Annotated in this window: 25 protein-coding genes; 11 read left to right on the top strand and 14 right to left on the bottom strand. The window is 71.1% G+C overall.

Annotated features, from left to right (window positions below; genetic code table 11):
* Nucleotides 1-65 precede the first annotated feature (65 nt).
* The gene (locus tag ACZ56L_RS07855; RefSeq protein ID WP_345221679.1) at nucleotides 66-248 is read right to left on the bottom strand and encodes a ribbon-helix-helix protein, CopG family; all 183 of its coding nucleotides are present in this window, start codon (nucleotides 246-248) and stop codon (nucleotides 66-68) included.
* A 154-nt stretch (nucleotides 249-402) separates the two neighbouring features.
* On the opposite strand from ACZ56L_RS07855, the gene ACZ56L_RS07860 reads away from it, so the two are divergent.
* Together ACZ56L_RS07860 and ACZ56L_RS07865 are read left to right on the top strand one after the other, a co-directional pair.
* Nucleotides 403-840 (top strand): MarR family winged helix-turn-helix transcriptional regulator, encoded by a 438-nt coding sequence (locus ACZ56L_RS07860; RefSeq protein ID WP_345221682.1) that lies wholly within the window; start codon nucleotides 403-405, stop codon nucleotides 838-840.
* A 63-nt stretch (nucleotides 841-903) separates the two neighbouring features.
* The gene (locus ACZ56L_RS07865; RefSeq protein ID WP_345221684.1) at nucleotides 904-2,241 is read left to right on the top strand and encodes an MFS transporter; all 1,338 of its coding nucleotides are present in this window, start codon (nucleotides 904-906) and stop codon (nucleotides 2,239-2,241) included.
* 511 nt (nucleotides 2,242-2,752) lie between these two features.
* On the opposite strand, the gene ACZ56L_RS07870 is transcribed toward ACZ56L_RS07865, so the two are convergent.
* Entirely contained in the window at nucleotides 2,753-4,525 is a 1,773-nt protein-coding gene (locus tag ACZ56L_RS07870) for an amidohydrolase (RefSeq protein ID WP_471062493.1), read from the bottom strand.
* The gene (locus ACZ56L_RS07875) at nucleotides 4,485-6,026 is read right to left on the bottom strand and encodes an APC family permease (protein ID WP_471062495.1); all 1,542 of its coding nucleotides are present in this window, start codon (nucleotides 6,024-6,026) and stop codon (nucleotides 4,485-4,487) included. The genes ACZ56L_RS07870 and ACZ56L_RS07875 overlap by 41 nt, the downstream gene beginning before the upstream one ends.
* A gap of 112 nt (nucleotides 6,027-6,138) precedes the next feature.
* Between ACZ56L_RS07875 and ACZ56L_RS07880 the strand changes: the two genes are divergently transcribed.
* Nucleotides 6,139-6,861 (top strand): TetR/AcrR family transcriptional regulator, encoded by a 723-nt coding sequence (locus ACZ56L_RS07880; RefSeq protein ID WP_471062497.1) that lies wholly within the window; start codon nucleotides 6,139-6,141, stop codon nucleotides 6,859-6,861.
* A gap of 190 nt (nucleotides 6,862-7,051) precedes the next feature.
* Here ACZ56L_RS07880 and ACZ56L_RS07885 read toward each other — a convergent pair whose 3' ends face one another.
* Together ACZ56L_RS07885 and ACZ56L_RS07890 are read right to left on the bottom strand one after the other, a co-directional pair.
* Entirely contained in the window at nucleotides 7,052-8,050 is a 999-nt protein-coding gene (locus ACZ56L_RS07885) for an aldo/keto reductase (protein WP_468686756.1), read from the bottom strand.
* 111 nt (nucleotides 8,051-8,161) lie between these two features.
* Complete coding sequence (locus ACZ56L_RS07890) at nucleotides 8,162-8,695, bottom strand: MarR family winged helix-turn-helix transcriptional regulator (RefSeq protein ID WP_471062498.1); 534 nt, start codon at nucleotides 8,693-8,695, stop codon at nucleotides 8,162-8,164.
* 15 nt (nucleotides 8,696-8,710) lie between these two features.
* Here ACZ56L_RS07890 and ACZ56L_RS07895 point away from each other — a divergent pair, with 15 nt between their 5' ends.
* Complete coding sequence (locus ACZ56L_RS07895) at nucleotides 8,711-9,253, top strand: carboxymuconolactone decarboxylase family protein (protein WP_468686759.1); 543 nt, start codon at nucleotides 8,711-8,713, stop codon at nucleotides 9,251-9,253.
* Between the two features lie 81 nt (nucleotides 9,254-9,334).
* Nucleotides 9,335-10,507, top strand: a complete 1,173-nt coding sequence (locus ACZ56L_RS07900; protein WP_471062500.1) for an alpha/beta hydrolase family protein — start codon at nucleotides 9,335-9,337, stop codon at nucleotides 10,505-10,507.
* Between the two features lie 138 nt (nucleotides 10,508-10,645).
* On the opposite strand, the gene ACZ56L_RS07905 is transcribed toward ACZ56L_RS07900, so the two are convergent.
* The 3 genes from ACZ56L_RS07905 to ACZ56L_RS07915 form a co-directional block, all read right to left on the bottom strand.
* Nucleotides 10,646-11,143 (bottom strand): peptidylprolyl isomerase, encoded by a 498-nt coding sequence (locus ACZ56L_RS07905; RefSeq protein WP_345221697.1) that lies wholly within the window; start codon nucleotides 11,141-11,143, stop codon nucleotides 10,646-10,648.
* Nucleotides 11,144-12,461: 1,318 nt separating this feature from the next.
* Complete coding sequence (locus tag ACZ56L_RS07910; RefSeq protein ID WP_401754482.1) at nucleotides 12,462-12,722, bottom strand: DUF397 domain-containing protein; 261 nt, start codon at nucleotides 12,720-12,722, stop codon at nucleotides 12,462-12,464.
* Nucleotides 12,719-13,546, bottom strand: a complete 828-nt coding sequence (locus ACZ56L_RS07915) for a helix-turn-helix domain-containing protein (protein WP_471062503.1) — start codon at nucleotides 13,544-13,546, stop codon at nucleotides 12,719-12,721. Before ACZ56L_RS07915 ends, ACZ56L_RS07910 begins: the two co-directional genes overlap by 4 nt.
* An 83-nt stretch (nucleotides 13,547-13,629) precedes the next feature.
* Between ACZ56L_RS07915 and ACZ56L_RS07920 the strand changes: the two genes are divergently transcribed.
* The 3 genes from ACZ56L_RS07920 (at nucleotide 13,630) to ACZ56L_RS07930 (ending at nucleotide 15,746) form a co-directional block, all read left to right on the top strand.
* Nucleotides 13,630-14,049 carry a hypothetical protein gene (locus tag ACZ56L_RS07920; protein WP_471062505.1) on the top strand — a complete coding sequence of 140 codons (420 nt, stop codon included), beginning with the start codon at nucleotides 13,630-13,632 and terminating at the stop codon, nucleotides 14,047-14,049.
* Nucleotides 14,050-15,048: 999 nt separating this feature from the next.
* A complete protein-coding gene (locus tag ACZ56L_RS07925; protein WP_471062506.1) occupies nucleotides 15,049-15,252 on the top strand; it encodes a hypothetical protein in 204 nt (67 codons plus the stop codon).
* A gap of 215 nt (nucleotides 15,253-15,467) precedes the next feature.
* Nucleotides 15,468-15,746: a DUF6199 family natural product biosynthesis protein gene (locus ACZ56L_RS07930; protein ID WP_345221711.1), complete on the top strand. Its 279-nt coding sequence runs from the start codon at nucleotides 15,468-15,470 to the stop codon at nucleotides 15,744-15,746.
* Between the two features lie 17 nt (nucleotides 15,747-15,763).
* Here the strand turns inward: ACZ56L_RS07930 and ACZ56L_RS07935 are convergent, their stop codons facing one another.
* Nucleotides 15,764-15,970: a hypothetical protein gene (locus ACZ56L_RS07935; protein ID WP_345221713.1), complete on the bottom strand. Its 207-nt coding sequence runs from the start codon at nucleotides 15,968-15,970 to the stop codon at nucleotides 15,764-15,766.
* Entirely contained in the window at nucleotides 15,957-16,691 is a 735-nt protein-coding gene (locus tag ACZ56L_RS07940; protein WP_380836831.1) for a GDSL-type esterase/lipase family protein, read from the bottom strand. The genes ACZ56L_RS07935 and ACZ56L_RS07940 overlap by 14 nt, the downstream gene beginning before the upstream one ends.
* 23 nt (nucleotides 16,692-16,714) lie before the next feature.
* Between ACZ56L_RS07940 and ACZ56L_RS07945 the strand changes: the two genes are divergently transcribed.
* Entirely contained in the window at nucleotides 16,715-17,680 is a 966-nt protein-coding gene (locus tag ACZ56L_RS07945; RefSeq protein WP_345221717.1) for a WD40 repeat domain-containing protein, read from the top strand.
* Nucleotides 17,681-17,810: 130 nt separating this feature from the next.
* Nucleotides 17,811-18,428 carry a Uma2 family endonuclease gene (locus ACZ56L_RS07950; RefSeq protein WP_471062509.1) on the top strand — a complete coding sequence of 206 codons (618 nt, stop codon included), beginning with the start codon at nucleotides 17,811-17,813 and terminating at the stop codon, nucleotides 18,426-18,428.
* Here ACZ56L_RS07950 and ACZ56L_RS07955 read toward each other — a convergent pair.
* Both ACZ56L_RS07955 and ACZ56L_RS07960 read right to left on the bottom strand, forming a co-directional pair.
* A complete protein-coding gene (locus tag ACZ56L_RS07955; RefSeq protein WP_468686782.1) occupies nucleotides 18,425-19,249 on the bottom strand; it encodes an ABC transporter permease in 825 nt (274 codons plus the stop codon). The two genes, ACZ56L_RS07950 and ACZ56L_RS07955, sit on opposite strands and share 4 nt — an antisense overlap.
* Nucleotides 19,246-20,229, bottom strand: coding sequence for an ATP-binding cassette domain-containing protein (locus tag ACZ56L_RS07960; protein ID WP_471062511.1), 984 nt, complete (start codon nucleotides 20,227-20,229; stop codon nucleotides 19,246-19,248). The genes ACZ56L_RS07955 and ACZ56L_RS07960 overlap by 4 nt, the downstream gene beginning before the upstream one ends.
* Before the next feature lie 84 nt (nucleotides 20,230-20,313).
* Here ACZ56L_RS07960 and ACZ56L_RS07965 point away from each other — a divergent pair, with 84 nt between their 5' ends.
* The gene (locus ACZ56L_RS07965; RefSeq protein WP_471062513.1) at nucleotides 20,314-21,099 is read left to right on the top strand and encodes a TetR/AcrR family transcriptional regulator; all 786 of its coding nucleotides are present in this window, start codon (nucleotides 20,314-20,316) and stop codon (nucleotides 21,097-21,099) included.
* A 77-nt stretch (nucleotides 21,100-21,176) separates the two neighbouring features.
* Here ACZ56L_RS07965 and serC read toward each other — a convergent pair whose 3' ends face one another.
* Nucleotides 21,177-22,295, bottom strand: coding sequence for a phosphoserine transaminase (gene serC, locus ACZ56L_RS07970; RefSeq protein ID WP_345221731.1), 1,119 nt, complete (start codon nucleotides 22,293-22,295; stop codon nucleotides 21,177-21,179).
* A gap of 129 nt (nucleotides 22,296-22,424) precedes the next feature.
* The gene (locus tag ACZ56L_RS07975; protein ID WP_401755615.1) at nucleotides 22,425-23,696 is read right to left on the bottom strand and encodes a cytochrome P450 family protein; all 1,272 of its coding nucleotides are present in this window, start codon (nucleotides 23,694-23,696) and stop codon (nucleotides 22,425-22,427) included.
* Nucleotides 23,697-23,710: the final 14 nt, after the last annotated feature.

Genomic DNA, 23,710 nt, shown 5'->3' on the forward strand with positions numbered 1-23,710 from the left:
GCCCGCCTCGGGCGAGGCCCGACGCAGCGCGCCCGTCAGGTGAGGCCCGACGCAGCGCGCCCGCCTCAGGTGAGGCCGTAGAACTTCTGCGTCTCGTCGACCGCCGTCCTGAAGCGTTCGTCGAAGTCGTCGCGAATGAGCGTCCGGGTCACGTAGTCCTGGACGCTCATTCCGCGTTTCGCGGCACGGTCCCGGAGGCGGTCGAGGAGATCGCCGTCTATCCGCAGGCTGAGCACTGACGAGTCCATCTGCTCAGAGTCGGCCCGACGGGCCGCCGGGCGCGTCGCTTTCCGGCCGCGACTCACTCGTACGGGTGACATGAAGGGTGAGATCGGCCACCGCCGCGTTTACCACTGTGTTTCAGGTGGTCCTTAGCATGGGTAATGAGTTACGCTAACAAACATGCCTGACCTGTCCCACGGCGACAACGCCGCCGCCGTGAACGCCCTCCGCTCCGCAGTCATGCTGCTGGGCAGGCGACTGAAGCACCAGCGTGTAGACGAATCGCTGAGCCCCACCGAGATGTCGGTGCTCGGCACCCTGGCGCGCTGCGGCAGCGCCACCCCGGGGGAGCTGGCCCGCAAGGAGCACGTGCAGCCGCCGTCGATGACCCGCATCGTGGCGCTGCTGGAGGCCAAGGGACTGGTCCGGCTGGAGCCGCACCCCGAGGACCGCCGCCAGAAGGTGGTCAGCCAGACCGAGACCGCCGAGGCGATGCTCGAGGAGAGCCGCCGCAAGCGGAACGTCTGGCTGTCCCACCTCGCCGACGGTCTGGACGAGGACGACTGGGCGAAGCTGCGCGCTGCCGCCCCCGTCCTGGAGAAACTCGCCCACCTGTAGGAACCGTTCAGGGTGGGCCCTGCCGACAACAACCCCGCGCGCCGTCGAGGAGGCGAACCCACTTTGAGTACGGGATCCGGAGCAGACTCCGCCCCCGCACCGACCACCCCCAAGCAGTCCATGTTCAGCTCGCTCAGGAACCGGAACTACCGGCTCTTCGCAAGCGGGCAGGTCATCTCCAACACCGGCACCTGGATGCAGCGTATCGCCCAGGACTGGCTGGTGCTGTCCCTCACCGGGTCCGCCTCCGCGGTGGGCGTCACCATCGCGCTGCAGTTCCTTCCCATGCTGCTCTTCGGCCTGTACGGCGGCGTGCTCGCCGACCGGCTGCCCAAGCGGCCGCTGCTGCTGGCCACGCAGTCCGCGATGGGACTGACCGGGCTGGCGCTGGCCGCGCTCACCCTGTCCGGACACGTCGAGGTCTGGCACGTGTACGCCACCGCCTTCGTCGGCGGACTGGTCACCGTCGTCGACAACCCGGCCCGGCAGACCTTCGTCGCCGAGATGGTCGGACCCGACGAGATCCGCAACGCCGTCAGCCTCAACTCCGCGAACTTCCAGTCGGCGCGGCTGGTGGGGCCCGCGGTGGCCGGTGTGCTGATCACCGCCGTCGGCAGCGGGGCGGCCTTCCTGCTGAACGGCCTCTCCTTCCTGGCGCCCATCGCCGGGCTGCTGATGATGCGTACGTCCGAACTGCACAAGGTCGAACGCGCCCCGCGCGGCAAGGGACAGCTCCGCGAGGGCCTGCGGTACGTCGCGGGGCGGCCGGAGCTGATCTGGCCGATCGTGCTGGTCGGCTTCATCGGGACCTTCGGCTTCAACTTCCCCATCTGGCTCTCCGCCTTCACCGACGACGTCTTCCACGAGGGGGCGGGAACGTACGGCCTGCTCAACACGCTGATGGCGGCGGGCTCGCTGGCCGGCGCGCTGCTGGCCGCGCGCCGCGGCACCTCGCGGCTGCGGCTGCTGGTGGGAGCCGCGCTGCTGTTCGGCGTGCTGGAGGCGGTGACCGCGTTCGCGCCGACCTTCTGGCTGTTCGCGGCGCTGATGGTGCCGATCGGGATGTTCGGGCTCACGGTCAACGTCACCGCGAATTCCAGCGTGCAGATGGCGACCGATCCCGCGATGCGGGGGCGGGTGATGGCCCTGTTCATGATGGTCTTCACGGGCGGCACGCCGCTGGGGGCGCCGCTGCTGGGCTGGATCACCGACACCTACGGGGCCCGGATCGGCTTCGCGGCCGGCGGGGTCATCTCCGCCGTCGCGGCGGCGGGTGTCGGGGCGCTGCTCCTGCGGGTCGGCGGGCTGCGGCCGAAGGTGGATCTGAGGCGGGGGCGGGAGCATTTCCGGCTGGTCCCGAGCGAGAGGTCCCGCCCCCGCCAACCCGCCCCGGCAACCTGACCCCCGGGGCCTGCCCCCCCGCCGTCCTCGGCGTACGTAGCTCCCTCCATCCCGTCCCCTCGGGCGACGGGACCGCCCCTCCCGCTTCCCCCGTCCCCTCGGGCGACGGGGCCACCCCTCCCGCTTCCCCCGTCCCCTCGGGCGACGGGACCGTCCTTCCCGCTTCCCCACCCCAGCCCCCTTGGGCGACGGGGCCGCCCCAAGGGGGCGAGGGGGGTACCCCCTGCTCGAGCGAAGCCGAGAGCTTGGGGGAGGGCGGGCAAGGGGGCGGCCCCTCCCGCTCCCGGCCCACCCGGGTGCCGCCCCTGGGCAAGCGCCTGCGCTGGGCAAGGGTCTCCGCCAAGGCCGTGAGCTCAGCCCCGGCACCGGGCGCTCAGCCCCGCCCGGCTCGGGCAGGGGAGGCCCCGGACCCGCCCCTCCACCTAAAGCGCTCGCCGCGCGGCCAGTGCACGGTTCACTGCGGATGCATCGTGGCCGGTCGCGCAGTTCCCCGCGCCCCTGGCGGGAGGGGTCAGGAGGTGTGGACCGGGGTGCCGGAGACGTAGGTGGTCAGGACCTTCGCCTCCGCGATCTCCTCCGGCGGGGCCGCGAAGATGTCCCGGTCCAGGACCGTCAGGTCCGCGAGCAGGCCCGGGCGGATCGAACCCGTCCCGTCGAGGTGGTTCACGTACGCACTGCCCGCCGTGTACGCCGCCACCGCCGCCCCCAGGTCGATCCGCTCGGCCGGCAGGAAGACCGGCACGTCCGGGCCCGCGTCCGGCTCCCGGCGGGTGACCGCCACCTGGAGCGCGGCCAGCGGGTCCGGGCTGCTGACCGGCCAGTCGCTGCCCGCGCACAGCGTGGCCCCGGCGCGCAGCAGCGAACCGAAGGGGTACTGGTGGGAGGCTCGTTCGGGGCCGAGGAAGGGAATGGTCAGGTCGTCCATCTGGGGTTCGTGGGCCGCCCACAGGGCCTGGATGTTCGCGGTCGCGCCGAGCGCGCGGAAACGCGGCACGTCCGAGGGGTGGACCACCTGGAGATGCGCCAGGTGCGGGCGGGTGTCGGTCCAGCCGTTGGCCGCCCGCGCCGCCTCCACCGCGTCCAGCGCCTCCCGGACCGCCCGGTCGCCCAGCGCGTGGAAGTGCACCTGGAAGCCCGCCGCGTCGAGCGAAGCGACGTACGAGGAGAGGGACTCCGGGTCGATGAAGGAGATGCCCGAGTTGTCGGAGGCGCAGCCGCAGGCGGTGAGGTAGGGGTCGAGCATGGCGGCCGTATGGTTCTCGGCGATGCCGTCCTGCATGATCTTGACGGTGGAGGCGCGGAGGCGGTCGCCGATCGTCAGGTCCGCGCGCCGGGCGAGGAGTTCGGGAATCTGCTCCTCGCCGCGTGCCCGGTCCCACCACAGGGAGCCGACCACGCGCGCCGTGAGCAGCCCGTCCCGGGCGGCCGCCCGGTAGGCGCGCGCCGGGTCGGACATCCCCGCGTGGTCGCCGAGCAGCGCGTCCTGCCAGGCGGTGACGCCGAACGAGTGCAGCAGGGCCTGGGCGCGGAGGAGGCCCGCGAGGAGCTGGGCGTCCGTGACCTCGGGGACGTGCCGGGCGACCAGGCCCATCGCGCCCTCCTGGAGCATGCCGGTCGGCACGCCCTCCGCGTCGCGCTCCAGGCGTCCGTCGGCGGGGTCGGGCGTGTCCCGGTCGATCGAGCACGCCTCCAGGGCGCGGGAGTTGGCCCAGCCGCCGTGGTGGTCGCGGTTGACGAGGTAGACGGGGCGGTCCGGGACCAGCGCGTCCAGGAAGGCCCGGTCGGGCGTTCCGCCGGGGAACGCCTCCATCGACCAGCCCCCGCCGGTGATCCACTCCGCCTCGGGGTGCGCGTCGGCGTACGCCCGGATGATCCCCCGGTACGCGTCCGCCGTGGCGGCCCCCGACAGGTCGCACTGCCCCATCTCGACGCCGCCGCCCACGGGATGGACGTGCGCGTCCTGGAACCCCGGCAGCAGCAGCTTCCCGGCCAGGTCCACCACCCGGGTCCCGCGTCCGATCAGGTCGCGCACCTCGTCGTGCCCGACGGCGACGATCCGCCCGTCCCGCACGGCGACGGAGCTGGCGCGGCTGCGGGCCGCGTCGACGGTGTGCACGGTTCCGCCGGTGAGGACGAGGTCGGCGGGCTGGTCGAAGGTGGGCACGGGCTTGCTCCTCGGGTGGTGCGGGCGGATCTGGGCGGGGGAGGGGGCGGGGCGGAAGGCGTGAAGGGCGGGGCAGGGTTCAGAGGGGTGCGGCGGTCCGGTCCGCCGGGAGGACGACATCGTCCGGGTCGGTTCCCCGGCCCCGCCCCTCCGGGGTGAAGTACGGCGACCCGCGCCCCCACTTGGCGACGGCGGCGGCCACCAGGCCCGAGCCGATCACCACCGCCGGGACGGTCAGCATGAACCAGCCGTTGTCCGGGCTCGCCGCGAAGTGGTCGCTCGTCGTCGCGTACGTGTACGCCAGGTACGCCCCGAGCCCGAACAGCGCCAGCCCGCTCGCCGCCGGCACGATCACCGAGGCGAGGGCCTCCCGCGCGCCCGCCCTCAGGTTGCCCCGGAAGCGGACCGCGCAGGCGGTCGCGGTGAGCCCGTAGTAGAGGGAGACCGTCAGGCCGATGGAGTTCACGGCGGTCAGGATCATGTCGTTGAGCCGGGGGATGCCGACCGCGAGGACGGAGATCCCGGCGGCGATCGCCATCAGGACGAGCGTGCCGACCGCCGGTGTGCCGAAGCGGGGATGGATGCGGGACCACACCTTGCCCAGCGTGCGGTCGCGGCTCATCGCGAGGTTGCCGCGCGCGGTGGGGATGACGCTGGACTGGAGCGAGGCGAAGGCCGAGCACATCAGCGCGGCCAGCGGGAGCGACGCCCACGGCTCGGCGGCGAGGCGGGAGCCGAGGAAGGTGAGGGCGGCGGGACCGTTCTCCACCAACTGACCGGTGTCCATCACCCGTTGGAAGGCGACCGAGGCGAAGAGGAACAGCCCGAGCATGGTGAGGAGCGCGAGGAAGCCGCCCCGCGCCACGTCCTTCGGGTCCTTGCTCTCCTCGTTGACGCTGAAGGCGGCGTCCCAGCCCCAGAAGATGAAGACGGCCAGCACGAGCCCCTGCGCGAGGGCCTGCCCCGAGGAGATCTCGAAGGGGTTCAGCCAGGAGAGGGAGAACGGCTGGTCGCCGACGACGATCGCCCACCCGCAGAAGACGACGAGCACGGCGTACTCGAAGACCAGCAGCCCGAGCTGGAGACGCGTGGCCCCCCGCACGCCCGTGATCGCGGTGACGGTCACCACGAGGAGGGCGACCAGCCCGACCACCGTGCTGATCCCGGTGGAGGCCGGGTCGAGCGCGACGCCGAGGGCGGACTCGATCCCCAGCTTGTTGAGGAACTGCAGGACGACCGAGCCCGTCACCGCCCCCGTGTACGCCATGAAGATCATGGTGCCCACCAGGACCACCCACCCCGTGAGGAACCCGGTCCAGGGCCCGATGGCGCGACCCACCCAGGTGTAGCCGCTGCCGCAGTTCGGCTCGCTCCTGTTCAGGCGGGCATACGCGAGCGCGATCCCGGCGATCGGCAGGAACGCGATCAGCAGCAGTACGGGCGTCTGCCGCCCCGCACAGGCCGCCAGCGACCCCATCCCGATGCCGATGCTGGTGGTGGCGGCGGTGCTGGAGGCGGCGATGGCCATGCCGTCCTTGACGCCGAGGGAGCGGCGCAGGGCGGCCGGCGGCGGTGGCTGCTGCGTGTTCGGGGGCACGGCGCACACTCCTGCGGGAGTCATGGGGCTCGGGTGGTGTGCGCCGATGAAACAGCCGCCGTCAGAGTTATGTCAATGGTGTTGACGTAACGCGGTGGTTAACTGGCGCGCGGCAGGTGTACGGCGAGGGAGGGACGTGACGGTGACGACCGCGAGCGGGACGAACGGCGGCGGGACCCGGGTCCCCGCCGAACGCAAGCGCCGCCGGCCGACCCGCTCGGGCACGGTCCTGTCTGCGGAGGCGATCGTCGACAGGGCGCTCGCCCTGGTCGAGGAGAACGGCGCGGACGCGCTCACCATGCGCAGGCTCGGCCAGGCCCTGGGGGCGGACCCGAGCGCGGTCTACCGCTACTACCGCTCGATGGAGGACCTGCATCTGGCGCTCGGCGACCGACTGATCGGCGAGACGATGGCGGGCTTCGTGCCCGACCCCGCCGACTGGCGCGCCTCGCTCCGCGATTTCGGCGTACGGGCCTACCGCTCGGCCCAACGCCACCCCCGCGCGGCCCTGTTGAGCGGTTTCCGGGTGACCCGCCTGCCCAACGAGCAGCGCGCCGTCGACACGGGCATCGGCCTGCTGCGGGCGGCCGGCTTCCCGCCCCGGGACGCGGTCCGCCACTACCACGTGTTCGTGGACACGGTGCTGGGCCACGCGGCCCTGGACGCGGCGGTCCAGGGCCTGCGGCCGGAGCAGCGGGAGGCGGACGAGGGGGCGTGGGCGGCGGTCTACGCGGGGGTGTCACCGGACACCCACCCGCACCTGCACGAGGCGCGCGAACACCTGCCGCTGATGCGGCACTCCGCCTTCGAACGCGCCCTGGACCTGCTGCTCGGCGCGATCGACTCGGCCCCCCGCTGACGGGGAGACCGGCGGCCGACCCGCTACGGGGCGGGGGAGGCCGGTGACCGGCCGCCCCCGCCCCGCCGGTTACGCTCGATGCGTGAATCCCAAAATCCGCAACCAGATCATGGCCGGCGTCCTGGTCCTCCTGTTCGTCGTCATCGCGGCGGCGTCCGTCCTGGGCAACTAGGACGGGCCCCGCGCGGCGCTACCAGGCGAACGCCTCCGGCGAGGGCCCCGGTCCCGGGAAGATCTCGTCCAGCCCGCCCAGCACCTCCTCCGAAAGCTCCAGCTCGACCGCCCGCAGCGCGGACGCGAGCTGGTCGGCGGTGCGCGGGCCGACGATCGGGCCCGTGACGCCGGGCCGGGTCAGCAGCCACGCCAGGGCCGCCTCGCCGGGTTGCAGCCCGTGCTTGTCGAGCAGGTCCTCGTACCGCTGCACCCTGGCCCGTACCTCCGGCTTGGCCAGCTCGTCCGCCGAGCGCCCGGACGTGCTGCGCGCCCCGCCGCCCTCGCGTTCCTTGCGCAGCGCGCCGCCGAGCAGCCCGCCGTGCAGCGGGGACCACGGGATGACCCCGAGCCCGTACTCCCGGGCCGCCGGAACGACCTCCATCTCGGCCCGCCGCTCGGCGAGGTTGTAGAGGCACTGCTCGCTGACCAGCCCGTACGAACCGAGCCGCCGCGCGGTCTCGTTGGCCCGCGCGATGTGCCACCCGGCGAAGTTCGAGGACCCGGCGTACAGGATCTTCCCCTGCTGCACGAGGACGTCGACGGCCTGCCAGATCTCCTCGAAGGGAGTCGACCGGTCGACGTGGTGGAACTGGTACACGTCGATGTGGTCGGTCCCCAGCCGCCGCAGACTGGCCTCGACCGACCGCCGGATGTTGACGGCGGACAGCTTGTCGTGGTTGGGCCAGGGGGCCTCGCCGTCGCCCGCCATGTTGGCGTACACCTTGGTCCCGAGGACCACCTTGTCGCGCCGCCCGCCGCCCCGGGCGAACCAGGACCCGATGATCTCCTCGGTGCGGCCCTTGTTGTTCCCCCACCCGTACGCGTTGGCGGTGTCGAAGAAGTTGACGCCCGCGCCGAGGGCGGCGTCCATGATCGTGTGGCTGTCGGCCTCGTCGGTCTGCGGCCCGAAGTTCATCGTGCCGAGGACGAGACGGCTGACCTTGAGTCCGGTGCGTCCGAGCTGTGTGTACTTCATGGCACTCAAGCCAACGCCTTCGAGCGCACTCGACGCAAGGGGACTGTCCGTTACCCGCTCAGGGCCTCCGCCCGACCGCCTACCCGCCGGACCGCCTATCCGCCCGACCGCCTATCCGCCCAGCCAGCCCGCCGCGTCCAGGCGGTAGCGGTCCGATGCGGGGACGAGGGCCCGCAGGGTCGTCTCCATGTCCTGTATGCGACCGGGGCCGGCCTGCCGGGCCCATTCCGCGCGCAGTGCCGCGAAGACCGCCGCCGACCTGTTCAGCAGGTCGAGGCCGTGCGGGGTGAGGCGGACGACCTTGCGGCGGGCGTCGGCGGGGTCGGCGGCGGTGGTGACGTACCCGAGGGCGGCGAGCCGGTCGGCGGTCTTGCCCGCGGCCTGCTTGGAGACGCCGAGCCGCCGCCCCAGCTCGCTGGCGGTGGCGCCGTCCGGCCCGATGGCCTGGAGGGCGAAGCCGTGGGCCGGGCGGGCTTCCGGGTGGCCCTGGGCGGCCAGCTCGCCGTGCAGCCGGTCGATGAGGGCCCGGAACCCGGAGAGCAGGAGGAACGGCAGCTCCCAGGCCGGGCCGCCCTCCGCCCCCGCAATTCCCTTGCCGGGATCGACAACCTGGTTTACCTTCTTGTCGTCAACCATGTTGTCCATCTTAGGGGCCGCCTCGTGCGCACCACCGACCTCCGTTTCACCGTCCACAGTTCTGACACCGCCCCCGCCGGTTCCGTCCGGGCTTTGGAGAGCATCGCCAAGAACCTCGGCTCCGTGCCGCCGCTCGCCGCCAAGCAGGCCGAGTCGCCCGAGCTGCTGAACGGCTTCCTGCGTCTGAGCGCGCTCTTCGAGAGCGCGACCCTGGAACCGGTCGCCCGCGAGGTGGTGATCATGACCGTCGCCACGCGCAACGAGTGCGGCTTCTGCGTGCGGATGCACGCGGGCAAGCTGGAGAAGCTGGGGGCGGGGGAGGGGGTGGTGGCCGCGCTGGAGGAGCAGCGGCCCCTGGATGTACCGGAGTGGGAGGCGGTACGGGTCTTCACCCGGGCGGTCATGGACGGCCGGGGCGACGTCACCTCCGACCAGCTCTCGGCCTTCTACGCCCACGGCCACACCCCGCGCAACGCCCTCGAAGTCGTCCTCGGCATCGGCGCGTACACCCTCTCCACCTTCGCCAACCGGCTGGTGGAACACGGCACTTCGGGCGTGCCGGCGTGAGGGACGACCCGGAGGAAAGGGAGGGGCGGGGCATGACTTTCGGCAGAGCCCCGGGGGCACCCCGCTCCGTACGTTGACCCCATGACACGAAACCGGTACCTGGTCGTATCCGCAGCCGCCCTGGTCGCACTCGCCGTCTCCGGCCCCGCGGCAGTGCCGGGCACGGCTGCGGCCGCCCCCCGTCCCGCAGTCCCCGCGTCCGGGGTCGAGCAGTTGCGACTCCCCGCCCCGACCGGCGAGTTCGCCGTCGGCCGCGAGGATCTGCACCTCGTGGACACGTCCCGCGCCGACCCCTGGGCGCAGACCCCCGGCCCCCGCGAGCTGATGCTCTCCGTCCACTACCCCGCCCGGAAGGGCACCGGCTCCCCCTCCCCGTATCTGAGGACGGGTGAGGCCCAGCTCCTCGTGGAGGGCATCCGGCGCGCCGACGAGTTCCCCGCGCGGCTCCTTGCCGGCACCCGCACCAACTCCCGTACGAACGCCCGCCCCGTCCCCGGCAGACATCCCCTGGTCCTCCTCTCGCCCGGCTACGGCCTCCACCGCGCCACCGTCACCCTCCTCGCCGAGGAGCTCGCGAGCCGAGGTCACGTGGTCGCGGCCGTGGACCATGCGTACGAGTCCTTCGGGACGGAGTTCCCGGGTGGGCGGACGCTGACGCCGGCCGGGGTCCCGAGCGCGGAGGTGGTGCCGGTACGGGCTGCCGACGCCTCCTTCGTACTGGACCGCCTCCTGGACCGCCTTCTGGACCGCTTCCTGGACCGAGGAAGCCGGTTCGCCCGGCACGTCGACCGGCGGCGCATCGGCATGGCGGGCCATTCCGTCGGCGGCAACAGTGCGGCGGCGGCCATGGCCCGTGATCCCCGCATCAGGGCGGGAGCCAACCTCGACGGTGCCTTCTCCGACGCCGCTCCCGGGGCCGGGCTCACCGGTCGCCCCTTCCTCCTCCTCGGCACCGACGCGACGCACCGCCCCGGCGGAAAGGGCCGGTGGGACCAGGCATGGGCGGCGATGGACGGCTGGAAGCGGTGGCTGACGGTCGCCGGTACCGGGCACTTCTCCTTCTGCGACGTACCCGTCCTGGGCGGTCAGACAGGTGTGGTCGACCCGGCGGCGGAGCTGCCGGGGGCCAGGTCGGGGGAGATCACGCGGACGTACGTGGCCGCGTTCTTCGACCGGCACCTGAAGGGCGAGCGGGAGTCGTTGCTGGACGGTCCGTCGGGGGTGAACCCGGAGGTCAGCTTCCACGCACCGTGAGTGAGTGAGTGAGTGAGTGAGTGAGTGAGTGCGTGCGTGCGTGCGTGCGTGCGTGTGGTGCCGGGGGCGTGAATGCGGGTGCGGAAAACGCCCGACGGCCCGGCGTCCTGAGAGGACACCGGGCCGTCGAGTGGCTGCTCAGAGCTGGCCGGAGGCGGAGATGGTGATCTTCGCCTGGGTGCGGCCGGACTGCGAGCCGAGCGACTCGATCTTCTTGACGAGCTTCATGCTCTCCTCGTCCGCGACCTCGCCGAACACGACGTGCTTGCCGTCGAGCCAGCCGGTGACGATCGTGGTGATGAAGAACTGCGAGCCGTTGGTGTTCGGGCCCGCGTTGGCCATCGACAGCAGGCCCGGCTTGGTGTGCTTGAGCTGGAAGTTCTCGTCAGCGAACTTCTCGCCGTAGATGGACTTGCCGCCGGTGCCGTCGCCGCGCGTGAAGTCGCCGCCCTGGAGCATGAACTCCGGGATGACGCGGTGGAAGGAGGAACCGGCGTAGCCGAAGCCCTGCTCGCCCGTGCACAGCGCGCGGAAGTTCTCGGCCGTCTTCGGGGTGACGTCGTCGAAGAGGTTGAAGGTGATGCGGCCCGCGGGCTCGTCGTTGATCGTGATGTCGAAGTACGTCTGGATCGTCATGGGGGCAATCCTGACACCTGGGGGGTGCGGGCTGCCAACCGGGCTATGAAAGCGCAGGTCAGCCCGTAGGTGTGGGTGTCGCGCCGGGGCGTGCCGGGGTGCGCTGGGGCGTGCAGGGTCGCGCCGGAGTGCGCTGGGCCGCGCTGGAGCTGGCGTGCGGGATTCTCGATGCTGTTGGTTTCCGTCGGCCGGACCTTCGTCTCTGGCACGAGGTCGGCGCGCAGGGGGGTGGAGACGGACCCGGTGGGGGCGATCGTGCCGGGTGAACAGGTGGGGAGGACCTTGTTGGTGCGCGGGCCCTGCGGGGTGGGGTGATCCGCTCCGGGGTGAGGGCGGCCGCCTGCTCGTACCGGTCGTTGTCGACTCGTTGTCGACGACCAGGCGGGCGTCTCGGGCGGTGGTTGATGGGCCCGGATCGGGTGTTGTGGGGGCCGTCCTCTTGTCCGGAGTGTGGCGCTTGCGGGGAGCCCGTCAAGGGCGCTCCTTCGTCGCGTCGGCTTCGCCGATGTCGCGTGCGCTCCACCCTTGACTGTCTCCCCTTCAGCGCTGGTTTCGTGGTGCGGAGGACGGCCCAGAAATGGCCCCGGAGGAGGCCGGGAAGCGGCCGTTCGCCGTTGCCGGGTGCGAGTGGGTGGGTGGGGGCGCCGGGAAACGGTCCCAGCTGTTCGCTGCCCGTCGGCGGGTGGGTGGGGTGTCGGCTATGGGTGACCGGTGCGTGTGTCCGGTGGCGGTCTGTGGGGGTGCGCCGACCTCAATGGGGCTGCCGGTCTGGGTTTCGCGGGTGCGGGCCGTCGTGGGGCCGGTGTACAAGCTGGTGGCTGAGGTAGGTGGGTGGGCGCATTGCGCGGAGGTGTCGAAGCTGGGACATATACGTTGGGCGCACATGTCGTCAGTCCGTGCCGTGATGTGTACGTCGAGTGCATGTGTCGCCGCCCTGCCTGATGGCTCCCGCCCCGCCTGATGGCCTGGAGGCGTGAGGGTGTGCGGCGAAACCAGGACGAACGAACGGGCGGGCTGGTGGGTGGGCAAGGGGATGCGGCGGGAAGCGGGAGAGGGGTCTCAGAAGTGGGACATTTTCGCGTGTTTCTGTCCCACTTCTGGGTCGGGCTCCCGCGAACCTATTTGGTGAAACAGCTCCCGTGCCAGGCCGATGCAAGTGCAGGCGACCTCTGTTCGCCGGCGCCCCTGCTGCCTCACCCAACTGCCTGTCGGTGCCGCTTTCCGACGCCGTCGAGCCTCGGGACGAGCAGGCCGTGCCCGTACAGGTACGTATCAGAGGTCGTGCTCCGATAGCGGATCGCGACCTTCGGCAGGAGTTTTAAGGCGCTCGCCGCGCAGCCTGGGGAAGGGTGAGGAAGGCCGCCCAGGCGGCGGGGGTCGTGGTGAGGGAGGGGCGGGTGATGTCTTTGGAATCGCGGATGTGGATGGAGGTCCCCGCAGCGCTGGCGGCAACCTCCACGCATTCACTGGTGGGGCCGGTGCTGTAGCTGGACTTGGTCCACTCGATGGCGACCTCTACGCACTCGCTGCCTGCGCCACCGCTGTAGCTGCTCTTCCGCCAGGTCAGAATCGTGCTCACAGTTCTTGTGCCACCTTTGCGATCAGCTTCGCGGAATCTTGCTGGGTGAGTGCCTGGGACTGCAGCACGCCGTAGATTCCGTTCAGGTTTCCCACGTCGAGTGGTGCGTTGAGGTACCGGTTGGCCCGCTGCCCCTCGACGTACGCGGCGTGCCGATGATCTCGCGTTTCCAGCAGGGTAATGCACCCCATAAGACCAGGGTGGAACTGGACGTTGTGCGGCATGACTTGGACGCGTACGTGCCGGAGTTCACCAAGTTCGATGAGGTGCTGGAGTGCGGCTTTAAGGGTGGACGTGCTTCCCAGCGGGCGAGTCAGCGTGCTCTCTTCCAGCACGAACGAGAGGTCGGGTGCCGGCTTGCGGTGGAACAGCGCCTTGCGGTCCATTCGAAAGGCCACCTGCTCCTCCACCTCCTCGTCGTCGAGCGTCGGGTAGGACAGAGACTGATGGACGGCCCGCGCGTACGCCTCTGTCTGAAGTAGGCCAGGGATGACGACGTTCTGGTACGAGCGGATAGATGCCGCGTTCCGTTCCTCCGCGAGGTATTCCTCCAAGTCGAGGTCATTGAGCGGCGGTTCATCGACAACAGCATCGCCGAATTCGGCATCTGCGACGTGCCGCAGTGCACCCTGTGCACCCAGCGCGTTGTCGGACCTGAGCACGAACCGGCCCCTGGGGCGGCGCTCTCCTCGCTCAACCATGGCCACTTGAGACTTGGAGAATCCGATTCGTGCGGCCAGCGCATCCTGGGACAAGCCGGCTTTCTTGCGGAGGAACCGCAGTAGCGCGCCGAACGCCTTTGATCCCCGATCACCTGAGTGCACAGTGCCCTCCTCCTTGTGCACGGCTCTGCACAGAATCAGTGTGTCCCTGGTCACGGTAGCGGCGAGGCGGAACCCTTTGCGGCATGGAACGGAAAAGTTCACCGGCACTGATGCCGGACTGGGTGCCCGCCACCGGACACGCCCTGCGCCACGCGGGCATCCACTTCGACGCCATCCGCATCGGTGGCTTCTTCGCGGAGCATGTGGCGTACCTGCTCATGGAGTTCACCGACTTCCGCGCGGGTCCGATCGTGCGCGAGTACACCGGCGATGAGTACCACTACTTCCTGTTGCCTCCGCAAACGCCGGCCGGGCACGTGTGGCCGGCGGGGGCCCGAGCGCTGTCCCGGCAGGCGGGTGCGCTCGCCTTCGTGGGCGTACCGGCGGTGGCGGGCGAGACGTACCCGCTGGGCTGGCGTTCGCTGCCGACCCGTGAAGTGCCGTTCGTCGAGGCGGAGTTGTTGCAAGAAATGGTCATGCGGGCGGCGAGCGCGCTACGGTGACCGTTTTGTGACGTTCTGTTGCCCCGGGAGGGGGTGATGGGCCGGCCCCCGGCGGTGCGCCGACACCGACCGGGAACCTTCACCACGAGGACCAGCTCCGCAAGCCGCTCAGCGGGCACGCCGCCGACCTCGGCTACAAGGGCAGCGCGTACGAGCGGGGCAAGAAGGAGCTCGTCCAGCACGGCTGCATGCTGTCCCGTAAGTGGTGGTCGTTCGGGGTTCGGCGGTCGGCCGGGGGTGGGGCGTGCTCCGCTCCGGGTGCCGGGAGGGGTGCCAAGCGCCGCCGAACCGCTCGAACGGCAAGGTCGTCCCTCGATGATGCACCCTGGTCATGAAGTGTTTGACCGCGTCACCGTGCCGGCCTTCCGCAAGCAGCGCGGTGATCTGCTGCGCGAGGCCCTTGGGCGGCCCGTCGTCGTCTTCGGCGACCACGAACGGCGGCTCATGCGGAGCCAGGCGGTCGATGTTCACCCCGGCCGCGCGCAGGGCGAGGACCGCTCCGGAGGACGAGCCGAACGGCGACGCCGAACCGTCGACGTGTTCGACCGGCGCGGCGATGTCTTCGATCTCGTGGTCAGGGGCGTCAGCACTGGCGTCACCGCTGGTGTCGTGTCCGGGCGGTCTGCCAGTACCGAGGCAGGCAGGGCGACGGTCGGCCTGCGGTCCGGCTGCTCTCGCGCTGTTGCCGTGTTTCTCTCTCCGGTTCGCGCAGGGGCCGTACCGCTGTGGTGTGCGTTGCTGCCAGTAGGACCCCCGCCGTGCAGGAAACTCATCGGTGCGCCGGGCGTTCGGTGCCGAAGCCCTCACCTCTCGGAGCGGAGGGCGGCCGTGCGGCCGGATCGATCACCTTCCGCGTTCCCGTCCGTGAAGGGCCGATGGGCACCAGGTGGAAGCCATATGGATGATTAGGTCCCCCTGTCGGCCTCCTCGAGTGGTCGCGTCGGTGACGTGTGCGCAAGGTCGTAACGACACATCCGCAGACGAAAGGCACGGCAACTCATGTCCGCACTGCCCCGCACCGCCGCAGCGCTCCTGCTCGCCTCCCTGACTGTTCTGGGAGGTGCCGCTGCGGCCTCCGCCGACGACCACGACGGCCCCGGCTACGGCTACGGCTACGAATACGAGATCGAAAACGGCGGCGACTTCAACAGCGTCCACCACGAGACCAACATCGTGGCGTTCGGCGACCTGGTCGTGGACTGACCAGCACCCATCAGGACGCCACAGCCGGAACCTGTGGCAGCTCGATGGGCAACAACGACAGCCCGGTCGCACTCATGTGACCGGGCTGTCGTTGCTGGAGGGGACGGCGGCCCGGCGGTCCGGTGTGCGTGAGGGGCCGCTTCTTCCCGGCGGGGCGGGTCGGACAGCGTCTGGTCGGCGCTCATGTGGCGTTGGACGCTGGGTAGTTGGGGGGCATGAGAAGACAGACGGCGGGCGATGTGGTCCTGGCGGCGGTGCGGGACGGGGGGCCCGATGCCGGGACCTGGTTCTTCCTGGCCTTCACCCTGATCATGGGCCTTTTGCAACTGGTCAGGCCGCAACTGCTGTGGCGGATGAACCGCAGACTCCAGCGCGGCTACGTCAAGGACGTGGACGCGACCGAGCCGACCCGCAAGGGGTACGCGATCCAGCGGGTCGTGGGCGCGCTGTTCCTGGCGATCTTCGTGTACGCGCTCGTCCGGGTGCTGATGTGAGGTGAACACCCGCGCGGTCAGCGGCAGTGGGGGCCCGTCCAGTCCGGGTCGTCCTGGGCGGTGGGCAGGGTGCGGTAGCCCTCCGAGTAGTGGTTCGCCCAGCCGCACACGCCGCACGCGTAGCGGCCGTCCAGGCCCGCTATCTCCGTGCCGCAGCGGCGGCAGTTGGTGTACGTGATCTCGGGTGGGGCGGGAGACGGCCGCAGTGGCTTACGCGTGTTCATGATGCAGGGAGTATGCGCCACCGACGCCCCACGCCTGGTGCATCGCGTCGGCGAAGGCCGCGGCGAGTTTGTGCTCGCCGCTCGGGCCCGGGTGCGTGCCGTCGTAGGTGTCGGTGTGGATGTCGTACGCCGGGTGGGCGGTGGCCAGGAGGACCGGTGAGCCGGGGCGGTCCTGGTCGGCGACCGTCTTGGCGAGGAGTTCGTTGAAGCGCTCGCACTGGGCGGCGAAGGGGGCGTCGCGTTCGGCCCGGATGTTGGGGATGACGGGGTGCACGGCGATGCTGACGTGCGGGTTCGCGGCGCGGGCCTCGGTCAGGAAGAGGGCCAGGTTGGCGGCGGTCTGCTCGGCGTCGGTGTAGAAGCCGAGGTCGATCAGGCCGAGGGAGACCAGGAGGGTGTCCGCGCCGGTCGTCTCCATCGCCGGACGGATCGCGGGGGCCATGTGCAGCCAGCCCTCGCCCCAGCCGGCCAGGTGGCGGCGGGCCGCGGCGGGGAACGCGGGGTCGGCGTAGGCGTCGGAGGTCGGGGCTCCGGTGGCGGGGTCGTACAGGGCCGTGCGGGGGCCCACGATCTCGTACGCGCCGGGCATGGTCGCTTCCAGGTGCCGCCACATGCGGTGGCGCCAGGTGTAGTCGCCGGGACAGCCGATGGTCATGGAGTCACCGACGAAGAGGAAGCTGCGCATCCGCTCATCATCGGGGATGCGGAGCGGGGCCTGCATCGTGATGCTGAACACTTGGGCGCATGCGCATCTCTCCTCGTCGTACATGTGTGGTCCTGGCCGCTGTGACGGGCCTCGTCGTCGGGTCCCCGGCGGCGGCCGTCGCGGACGACGGGGGGTTCACCGTCAAGGACCCCCGGATCACGGAGTCCAGCGGGCTCGCGGCGAGCCGGGCGCATCCGGGCGTGTACTGGACGCACAACGACCAGGACGGGCCGTACGTGTACGCCGTGGACGGGAGGTCCGGCGAGACCGTCGCGCGGATCACCATGCAGGGGGTCGGGAAGCCGCGCGACATGGAGGCGATCTCGGTCGGCCCGGACGGAGACGTGTACGTCGGGGACATCGGGGACAACCTGAACGGGTCCTGGGACCACGTGTGGATCTACCGGTTCCCCGAGCCCGAGGTGCTGAAGGACCAGACCGTACGGGCCACGCAGTACGACGTGAAGTACGCGGACGGGGCGCGCAACGCGGAGGCGCTGATGGTCCACCCGAAGACCGGGCGCGTCTACATCGGGTCCAAGGAGGAGGACGGGGCGGGGCTCTACGAGGGCCCGGAGAAGCTGGCCACCGGGCGGACGAACGTCTTCCGCAAGGTGCACGACATCCCGTGGGTGACGGACGGGGCGTTCTCGCCGGACGGGAAGCGGCTGGTGCTGCGGTCGTACCTGTCGGCGGAGAGCTACCGGTGGCCCGAGATGGGCGAGGGCGAGTCGCTCGGCGTCGGCTACCGGGGGCAGTCGGAGTCGGTGACCTTCACGCCGGACGGGCGGACGATGCTCTTCGGGGCGGAGGGGGAGCAGAGCGAGGTGTACGCCCTGAAGGTCGAGGGCGGCTCCGGCTCGCCCTCGGGCTCCTCCTCCGCGTCCCCCTCCGGCAAGCCCGCACCGGCCGAGGACCCGGCCCTCTCCGGCAAGAGCGTCCTGCTCCTGGGCCTGGCGGGGGCGGTGGTTCTGGCGTGGTTGGGGTTCCGCCGGAAGCGGTGAGGAGGATGCCGGTCGCGTGCTTCCTTTGCCCCTACCCTCACTCTCCGGAGTGAACGCTTACGTACAGGACACATCGGGCCGCCCCGGCCTACGATGATGCTCTCGACCACAGCCCACCAGGAGGCCCGCAATGTCTGCCGAAGCAGTCGAGCACCCCTGTGACGGTGAGCCGCGCACCCTGCTCGAAGAGGCAAACGTCCTCATGGAGCAGCTTCCCGGCCACCGCGTCGAGATCATCGGAGGCATTCTCACCGCGACCCCGCCCCCGAATGCGGCCCACGCCCGTGCTCTGACGAAACTCATGCGCCCGTTCATTGCAGCCGGGCTCGACGACGGAGAGTCCGAAGTCCTCCAGGGCGTCGGTCTGTGGCTTCCCGCCGGGGCCGACGACTACGCCGTCCCCGATCTCGTCGTGGTGGACGCCGATGTCGACGACCACCTCGTCGAGAACAACTGCTACGACCCCGTCGCCTTCCGCCTCGTCCTGGAAGTCACCTCCAGCAACTACAACCAGGACCTGAAGGCCAAGGTCGCCGCATACGCCGAGGCGGACATCCCCGTGTACGTCGTCGTCAACCGCAGGCACAACCGGGTTCACGTCCTGACAGACCTGGTGGCCAGCGATTACGCCCACCACCGGGTGTACGCCTCCGGCCAGCAGGTGACCCTCCCCGAGTCCATCGGCGCCGAAGTCACTCTCGACGTCGCCGAAATCCTCGAGGCGGGCCACCACAAGCCCCAGAGCTAGCGGCTCAGGCCCCGGAACCTCCGCACCGCCAGCGGCAGGAAGAGCGCCGTGACGAGCAGCGGCCACACCACCGCCATCAGCAGTGCGTTCTCCTCCACCCAACTGCCCCCGCTCGCGACCGGGTTGCCGAAGAGTTCGCGGGTCGCGGTCACCGTCGAGGACACCGGGTTCCAGGCCGCGACCGTGCCCAGCCAGTCCGGCATCAGGGACGGCGCCACGAAGATCGAGGAGATCATCGTCAGCGGGAACGCCACCGCGTAGAGGCCGCCCGCGCCCTCCGGGGTGGGGATCAGCAGGCCCAGCCACACGCCCACCCAGATCAGGCTGAAGCGCAGCAGCAGGAGCAGGGCGAAGGCGGTCAGGGTCTCCGCGAGGCTGCCGTCGGCCCGCCAGCCGATCGCCAGCGCCGTCGCGACCAGGATCGTCAGCTCGGCCGCCGCGATGACCAGGTCGGCGAGGCCGCGCCCCGTCGCGACCGCGGAGGTGGACATCGGCATCGAGCGGAACCGGTCGATGACCCCCTTCGAGGCGTCGTTCACCATCGCCACGCAGGTGTTCATGAAGCCGAACGCCATGGTCGAGGCGAACATCCCGGGCATCAGGAAGTCCTTGTAGTCGCCGCCGCCGGGCACCACCATCGCCGCTCCGAAGACGAATCCGTAGAGGAGGACGGAGACGATGGGGAAGCCCAACTGCCAGACGATCAGCGAGGGCTGGCGCTGGTAGTGGGTGAGGCTGCGGCGGGCGACGTTCCAGCCGTCGGCGGCGGCCCAGCTCAGGCGGCTGCCGGCGGCGGGTGCGGCCGGTGCGGTGGCGCTCATGCGGCGACTCCCTCGGCCGGCTGCTGCGAAAGGTCCGTGCGGTGCCCGGTCAGGCTCATGAACACGTCGTCCAGGCTCGGCCTGCGCAGCCCGATGTCCTCCACCGCGATCCCCTGGTCCTGGAGCGTCCGGGCCACCTCCGTCAGCGCCGCCACCCGGTCCCGTACCTGCGCGTGCACCTTCCGTTCCAGTTTCTCGCACTCCGGTGGCGTCTCGGCCACCTCCGCGACCGCCTTCAGGACCGCCGGCAGGTCCGCCGCCTGTTCCGCGACGACCTCGACGCGGTCCCCGCCCACCGTGCGCTTCAGCCCGTCGGGGGTGTCGTCGGCGATGGCCCGGCCCCGGTCGATGACGGTGATGTGCGAGGCCAGCCGGTCGGCCTCCTCCAGGTACTGCGTGGTGAGCAGGACCGTCGTGCCGCGCGCCACCAGGTCCCGTACGGACTCCCAGACCTCGACGCGGGCCCGGGGGTCGAGCCCCGTCGTCGGCTCGTCCAGGAACAGGACCTCCGGGGCCAGGATCATCGACGCCGCGAGGTCCAGGCGGCGTCGCATGCCGCCGCTGTACGAGCCCGCGTTCTTCGCCGCGGCCTCGGTGAGGTCGAACTGCTCCAGGAGCTCCCCGGCCCGCACCCGGGCCCGCCGTGCGCCGAGGTGGAAGAGCCGGCCGAACATCTCCAGGTTCTGACGGCCGCTCAGGATCTCGTCCACCGCCGCGTACTGGCCCGTCAGGCCGATCCGGGCCCGTACCCCGCGGGCCTGTCGCACGACGTCCAGGCCCGCCACCTCGGCCTGTCCGCCGTCCAGCGTCAGCAGGGTCGCCAGGGTCCGTACCGCCGTGGTCTTGCCCGCGCCGTTCGGCCCGAGCAGGCCGTGCACCGTGCCCCGCCGGACGGCCATGTCGAAGCCGTCCAGGGCCTTCTTCCCGCTGTACGCCTTCCGCAGGCCCCGGGCCCGGACCGCGTACTCGCCGTCATTCATGAGACTCCCCTTCCCGTCGAACTGAGTACAGCGTACCCTAATTCGAGTACGGCGTACTCAGTTTCCGCGAAATAAGGTGGCGGCATGAGCGATACGAAGGACACGGCGGACGGTGCCGTCGAGGCCGGGACAGCCGCGCTGCGCCCCAGCCTCGAACTCCTCTGGGGCGCCGGTGAGCGCCCCGCCCGCGGCCCCAAGCGCGGCCTCTCCCTGGAGACGGTCGTCGGGGCGGCGGTCCGCATCGCCGACGCGGAGGGCCTCGACACGCTCTCCATGCGCCGCCTCGCGGGCGAACTCGGCACCGGCACGATGTCGCTCTACCGCTACGTCCCCGGCAAGACGGAGCTGCTGGACGTGATGCTCGACCACGTCCAGGGCGAGCTCATCGAGGAGTACGACCCGGCGGCGGCCGAGGACTGGCGCGGGGCGGTGCGGGCGATCGCGTACGGCACCCTCGCACTGCACCGCCGGCACCCGTGGCTGCTCAAGGTCAACCAGTCCCGGGTGCTGCTGGGGCCCGGCACCCTGCGCAGCATGGAGGTGTCGATGGCGGGCCTGCGCGACCTGACGGACTTCTCGGACCCGGAGCTGGTCTCGGTGCTGATGGCGGTGCAGAGCCTCGCCGCGGGCAGCGCGCGGATGGAGATCGAGGCGCGGGAGGCGGCGGAGGAGACGGGGCTCGACAACGACGCGTTCTGGGCGGGCCAACTGCCGTACCTGGAGAAGGCGATGCGGAGCGGGAACTACCCGGTGATGGCGTCCCTGTCCGAGGACACCTTCAGCCCGGCCTTCGACCACTTCGCCTTCGGCCTGGAGCGGCTGATCGACGGGTTCGGGGTGCTGGTGGACCAGCGGCTCGCGGCGCGCTGAGGCGCGGGGCGGGGCTCGTCGACGAAGGGCCCGGCGCTTGCGGCGCCGGGCCCTTCGTCACGTCTTTGACGAGAACGTCAGAGCTGCTCGATGACGTAGTCGACGCACGCCGTCAGCGCCTGCACGTCCGCCGGGTCGACCGCCGGGAACATCGCCACCCGCAGCTGGTTGCGGCCCAGCTTGCGGTACGGCTCGGTGTCGACGATGCCGTTGGCGCGCAGGGCCTTGGCGACGGCGGCGGCGTCGATGCCGTCCGCGAAGTCGATCGTGCCGATGACCTGCGAGCGCTTCGCCGGGTCGGTGACGAACGGCGTCGCGTGCTTCGAGGTCTCCGCCCACGAGTACAGCGCGTTCGAGGACGCCGCCGTGCGCTTGACCGCCCAGTCGAGGCCGCCCTGCTTGTTCAGCCAGGTGAGCTGCTCGTTGAGGAGGAAGAGCGTGGCGAGGGCCGGGGTGTTGTACGTCTGGTTCTTGAGGGAGTTGTCGATCGCCGTGGGGAGGCTGAAGAACTCCGGGACGTGACGGCCGGACGCGTGGACGCGGGCCGCGCGCTCCAGGGCGGCGGGGGAGAAGACCGCCAGCCACAGGCCGCCGTCCGCCGCGAAGGACTTCTGCGGGGCGAAGTAGTAGACGTCGGTCTCGGTGATGTCGACCGGGAGGCCGCCCGCGCCCGAGGTGGCGTCCACCAGGACCAGGGAGCCCGCGTCGGCGTCCGCGACGCGCTCGATCGGGGCCGCGACGCCGGTGGAGGTCTCGTTGTGCGTGTACGCGTAGACGTCGACGCCCGCCTCGGCCCGCGGGTCCGGGTGGGTGCCCGGGTCCGAGGAGATGACGGTCGGCTCCGCCAGCCACGGGGCCAGCTTGGCCGCCTTGGCGAACTTGGACGAGAACTCGCCGAAGGACAGGTGCTGGGACTTGTTCTCGATCAGGCCGTGCGTCGCGACGTCCCAGAAGGCGGTGGAGCCGCCGTTGCCCAGGATCACCTCGTACCCCTCGGGGAGGGAGAAGAGGTCGCGCACGCCGTCCCGTACCGAGCCGACCAGGTTCTTGACCGGAGCCTGGCGGTGGGAGGTGCCCATGAGGGAAGTGCCGGTGGCGGCAAGCGCGTCGAGCGCCTCCGTCCGTACCTTGGAGGGGCCCGCGCCGAAACGGCCGTCGGCGGGCTTGATGTCAGCGGGAATCTGGATCTCAGCCACGAGCCGGAGCGTAGCCGCTTCCGGAGGCCGGTCGTTACATCCGTCCGGCGGATGAGACGACCGACACTCCGGGGCGGGGGGTGTCGTCCTGCGGTGCGTTCCTGTGCTGCTCCTTGGCGAAACCGCTGGTCAGGCCCGCTTGCCCAGGCGCACCGGCACCTCGGCGAGGTCGTTCTGCGTCACCACCGGCTTGTTGCGCAGCTCCGCGGCCGGCACCGCGAGGGTGAGGTCGGGGAAGCGCGCGTACAGCGCCGGGAGGGCGACGGCCGCCTCCAGGCGGGCCAGCGCGGCACCGGGGCAGACGTGCGGTCCGTACCCGAAGGAGATGTGCTTCGTGCCGCTCTCGCGGGTGACGTCGAAGTCCTCGGCGGTCTCGCCGTGGACGCGTTCGTCGCGGCCGAGCGCGCCGAAGGAGACGACCAGGGCCTCGCCCTCGGGCAGGACGTCGTCGCCGACGGGGACGTCCTCGGTGGCGTACCGCATCAGGACGTGCGTGGTGGGGGTGGACCAGCGCAGGGTCTCCTCGATGACCGCCTCCCACGGCACCTCGCCGGCCAGCACCCTGGCGCGCTGGTCGGGGTGGGTCTCCAGGCCGATGACGGCCTGGAGGATCAGGCTGATCGTGGTCTCGTGACCGGCGATGATCATGACCTTGATGGTGTTGAGGAGTTCCTCGTCGGTGAGCCGGTCGCCTTCCTCGGAGGCGTTCAGCAGGGCGCTGGTGAGGTCGTCGGACGCGGTGCCGCGCTTCTCCTCGATGACGCCGGTGAAGATCTCGTCGATCTCCGCGATCACCCTCGGCATCTCGCCGGGCTCGGTCTCGCTGGAGAAGAACCGGTCGAAGACGGCCGTCAGGCGCGGGGAGACGACCTGCTCGACGCCCATCAGCTCGGTGACGACCTTCATCGGCAGCGGCGCGGCGAACAGGGCCTTCAGGTCCACGACCTCGTCGGCGGTGTGCGCCGACAGGGCGTCCAGCAGGGAGTTGGTGATCGCCTCGACGTTGCCGCGCAGGTGCTCCACTCTGCGTACGGTCAGCGCCTGCGCGACCAGCAGGCGCAGCCGGCGGTGCTCGGGGCCGTCCACGGTCAGCATCGAGCGGCCCGGGTTGACCAGGCCGATCAGCGGCCAGTCCGGGGCGATCTCGCCGCGCTGCCAGGCGGTCCACCGGTCGATGTCCTTGACCACGCGGGGGTCGGTGAGCAGCGCGCGGGCGGCGGTGTGGTGGGTCACCGCGTAGGCGCTCACGCCGCCGGGGAGCACCACCCGGGCCAGCGGGCCGGCGGCGCGCAGCCGGGCGCCCTCGCCGACGAGGTCGGTGACGAAGGGGTCCAGGGCTATCGGGGCGTCGGGGTCTGCGGGGGCGCCGGCCGCACCCGCGCCCGTGACGGGGCAGGTCATGGGGGTGGCGGTGG

The sequence above is a fragment of the Streptomyces sp. NPDC039736 genome (genome assembly GCF_055596485.1).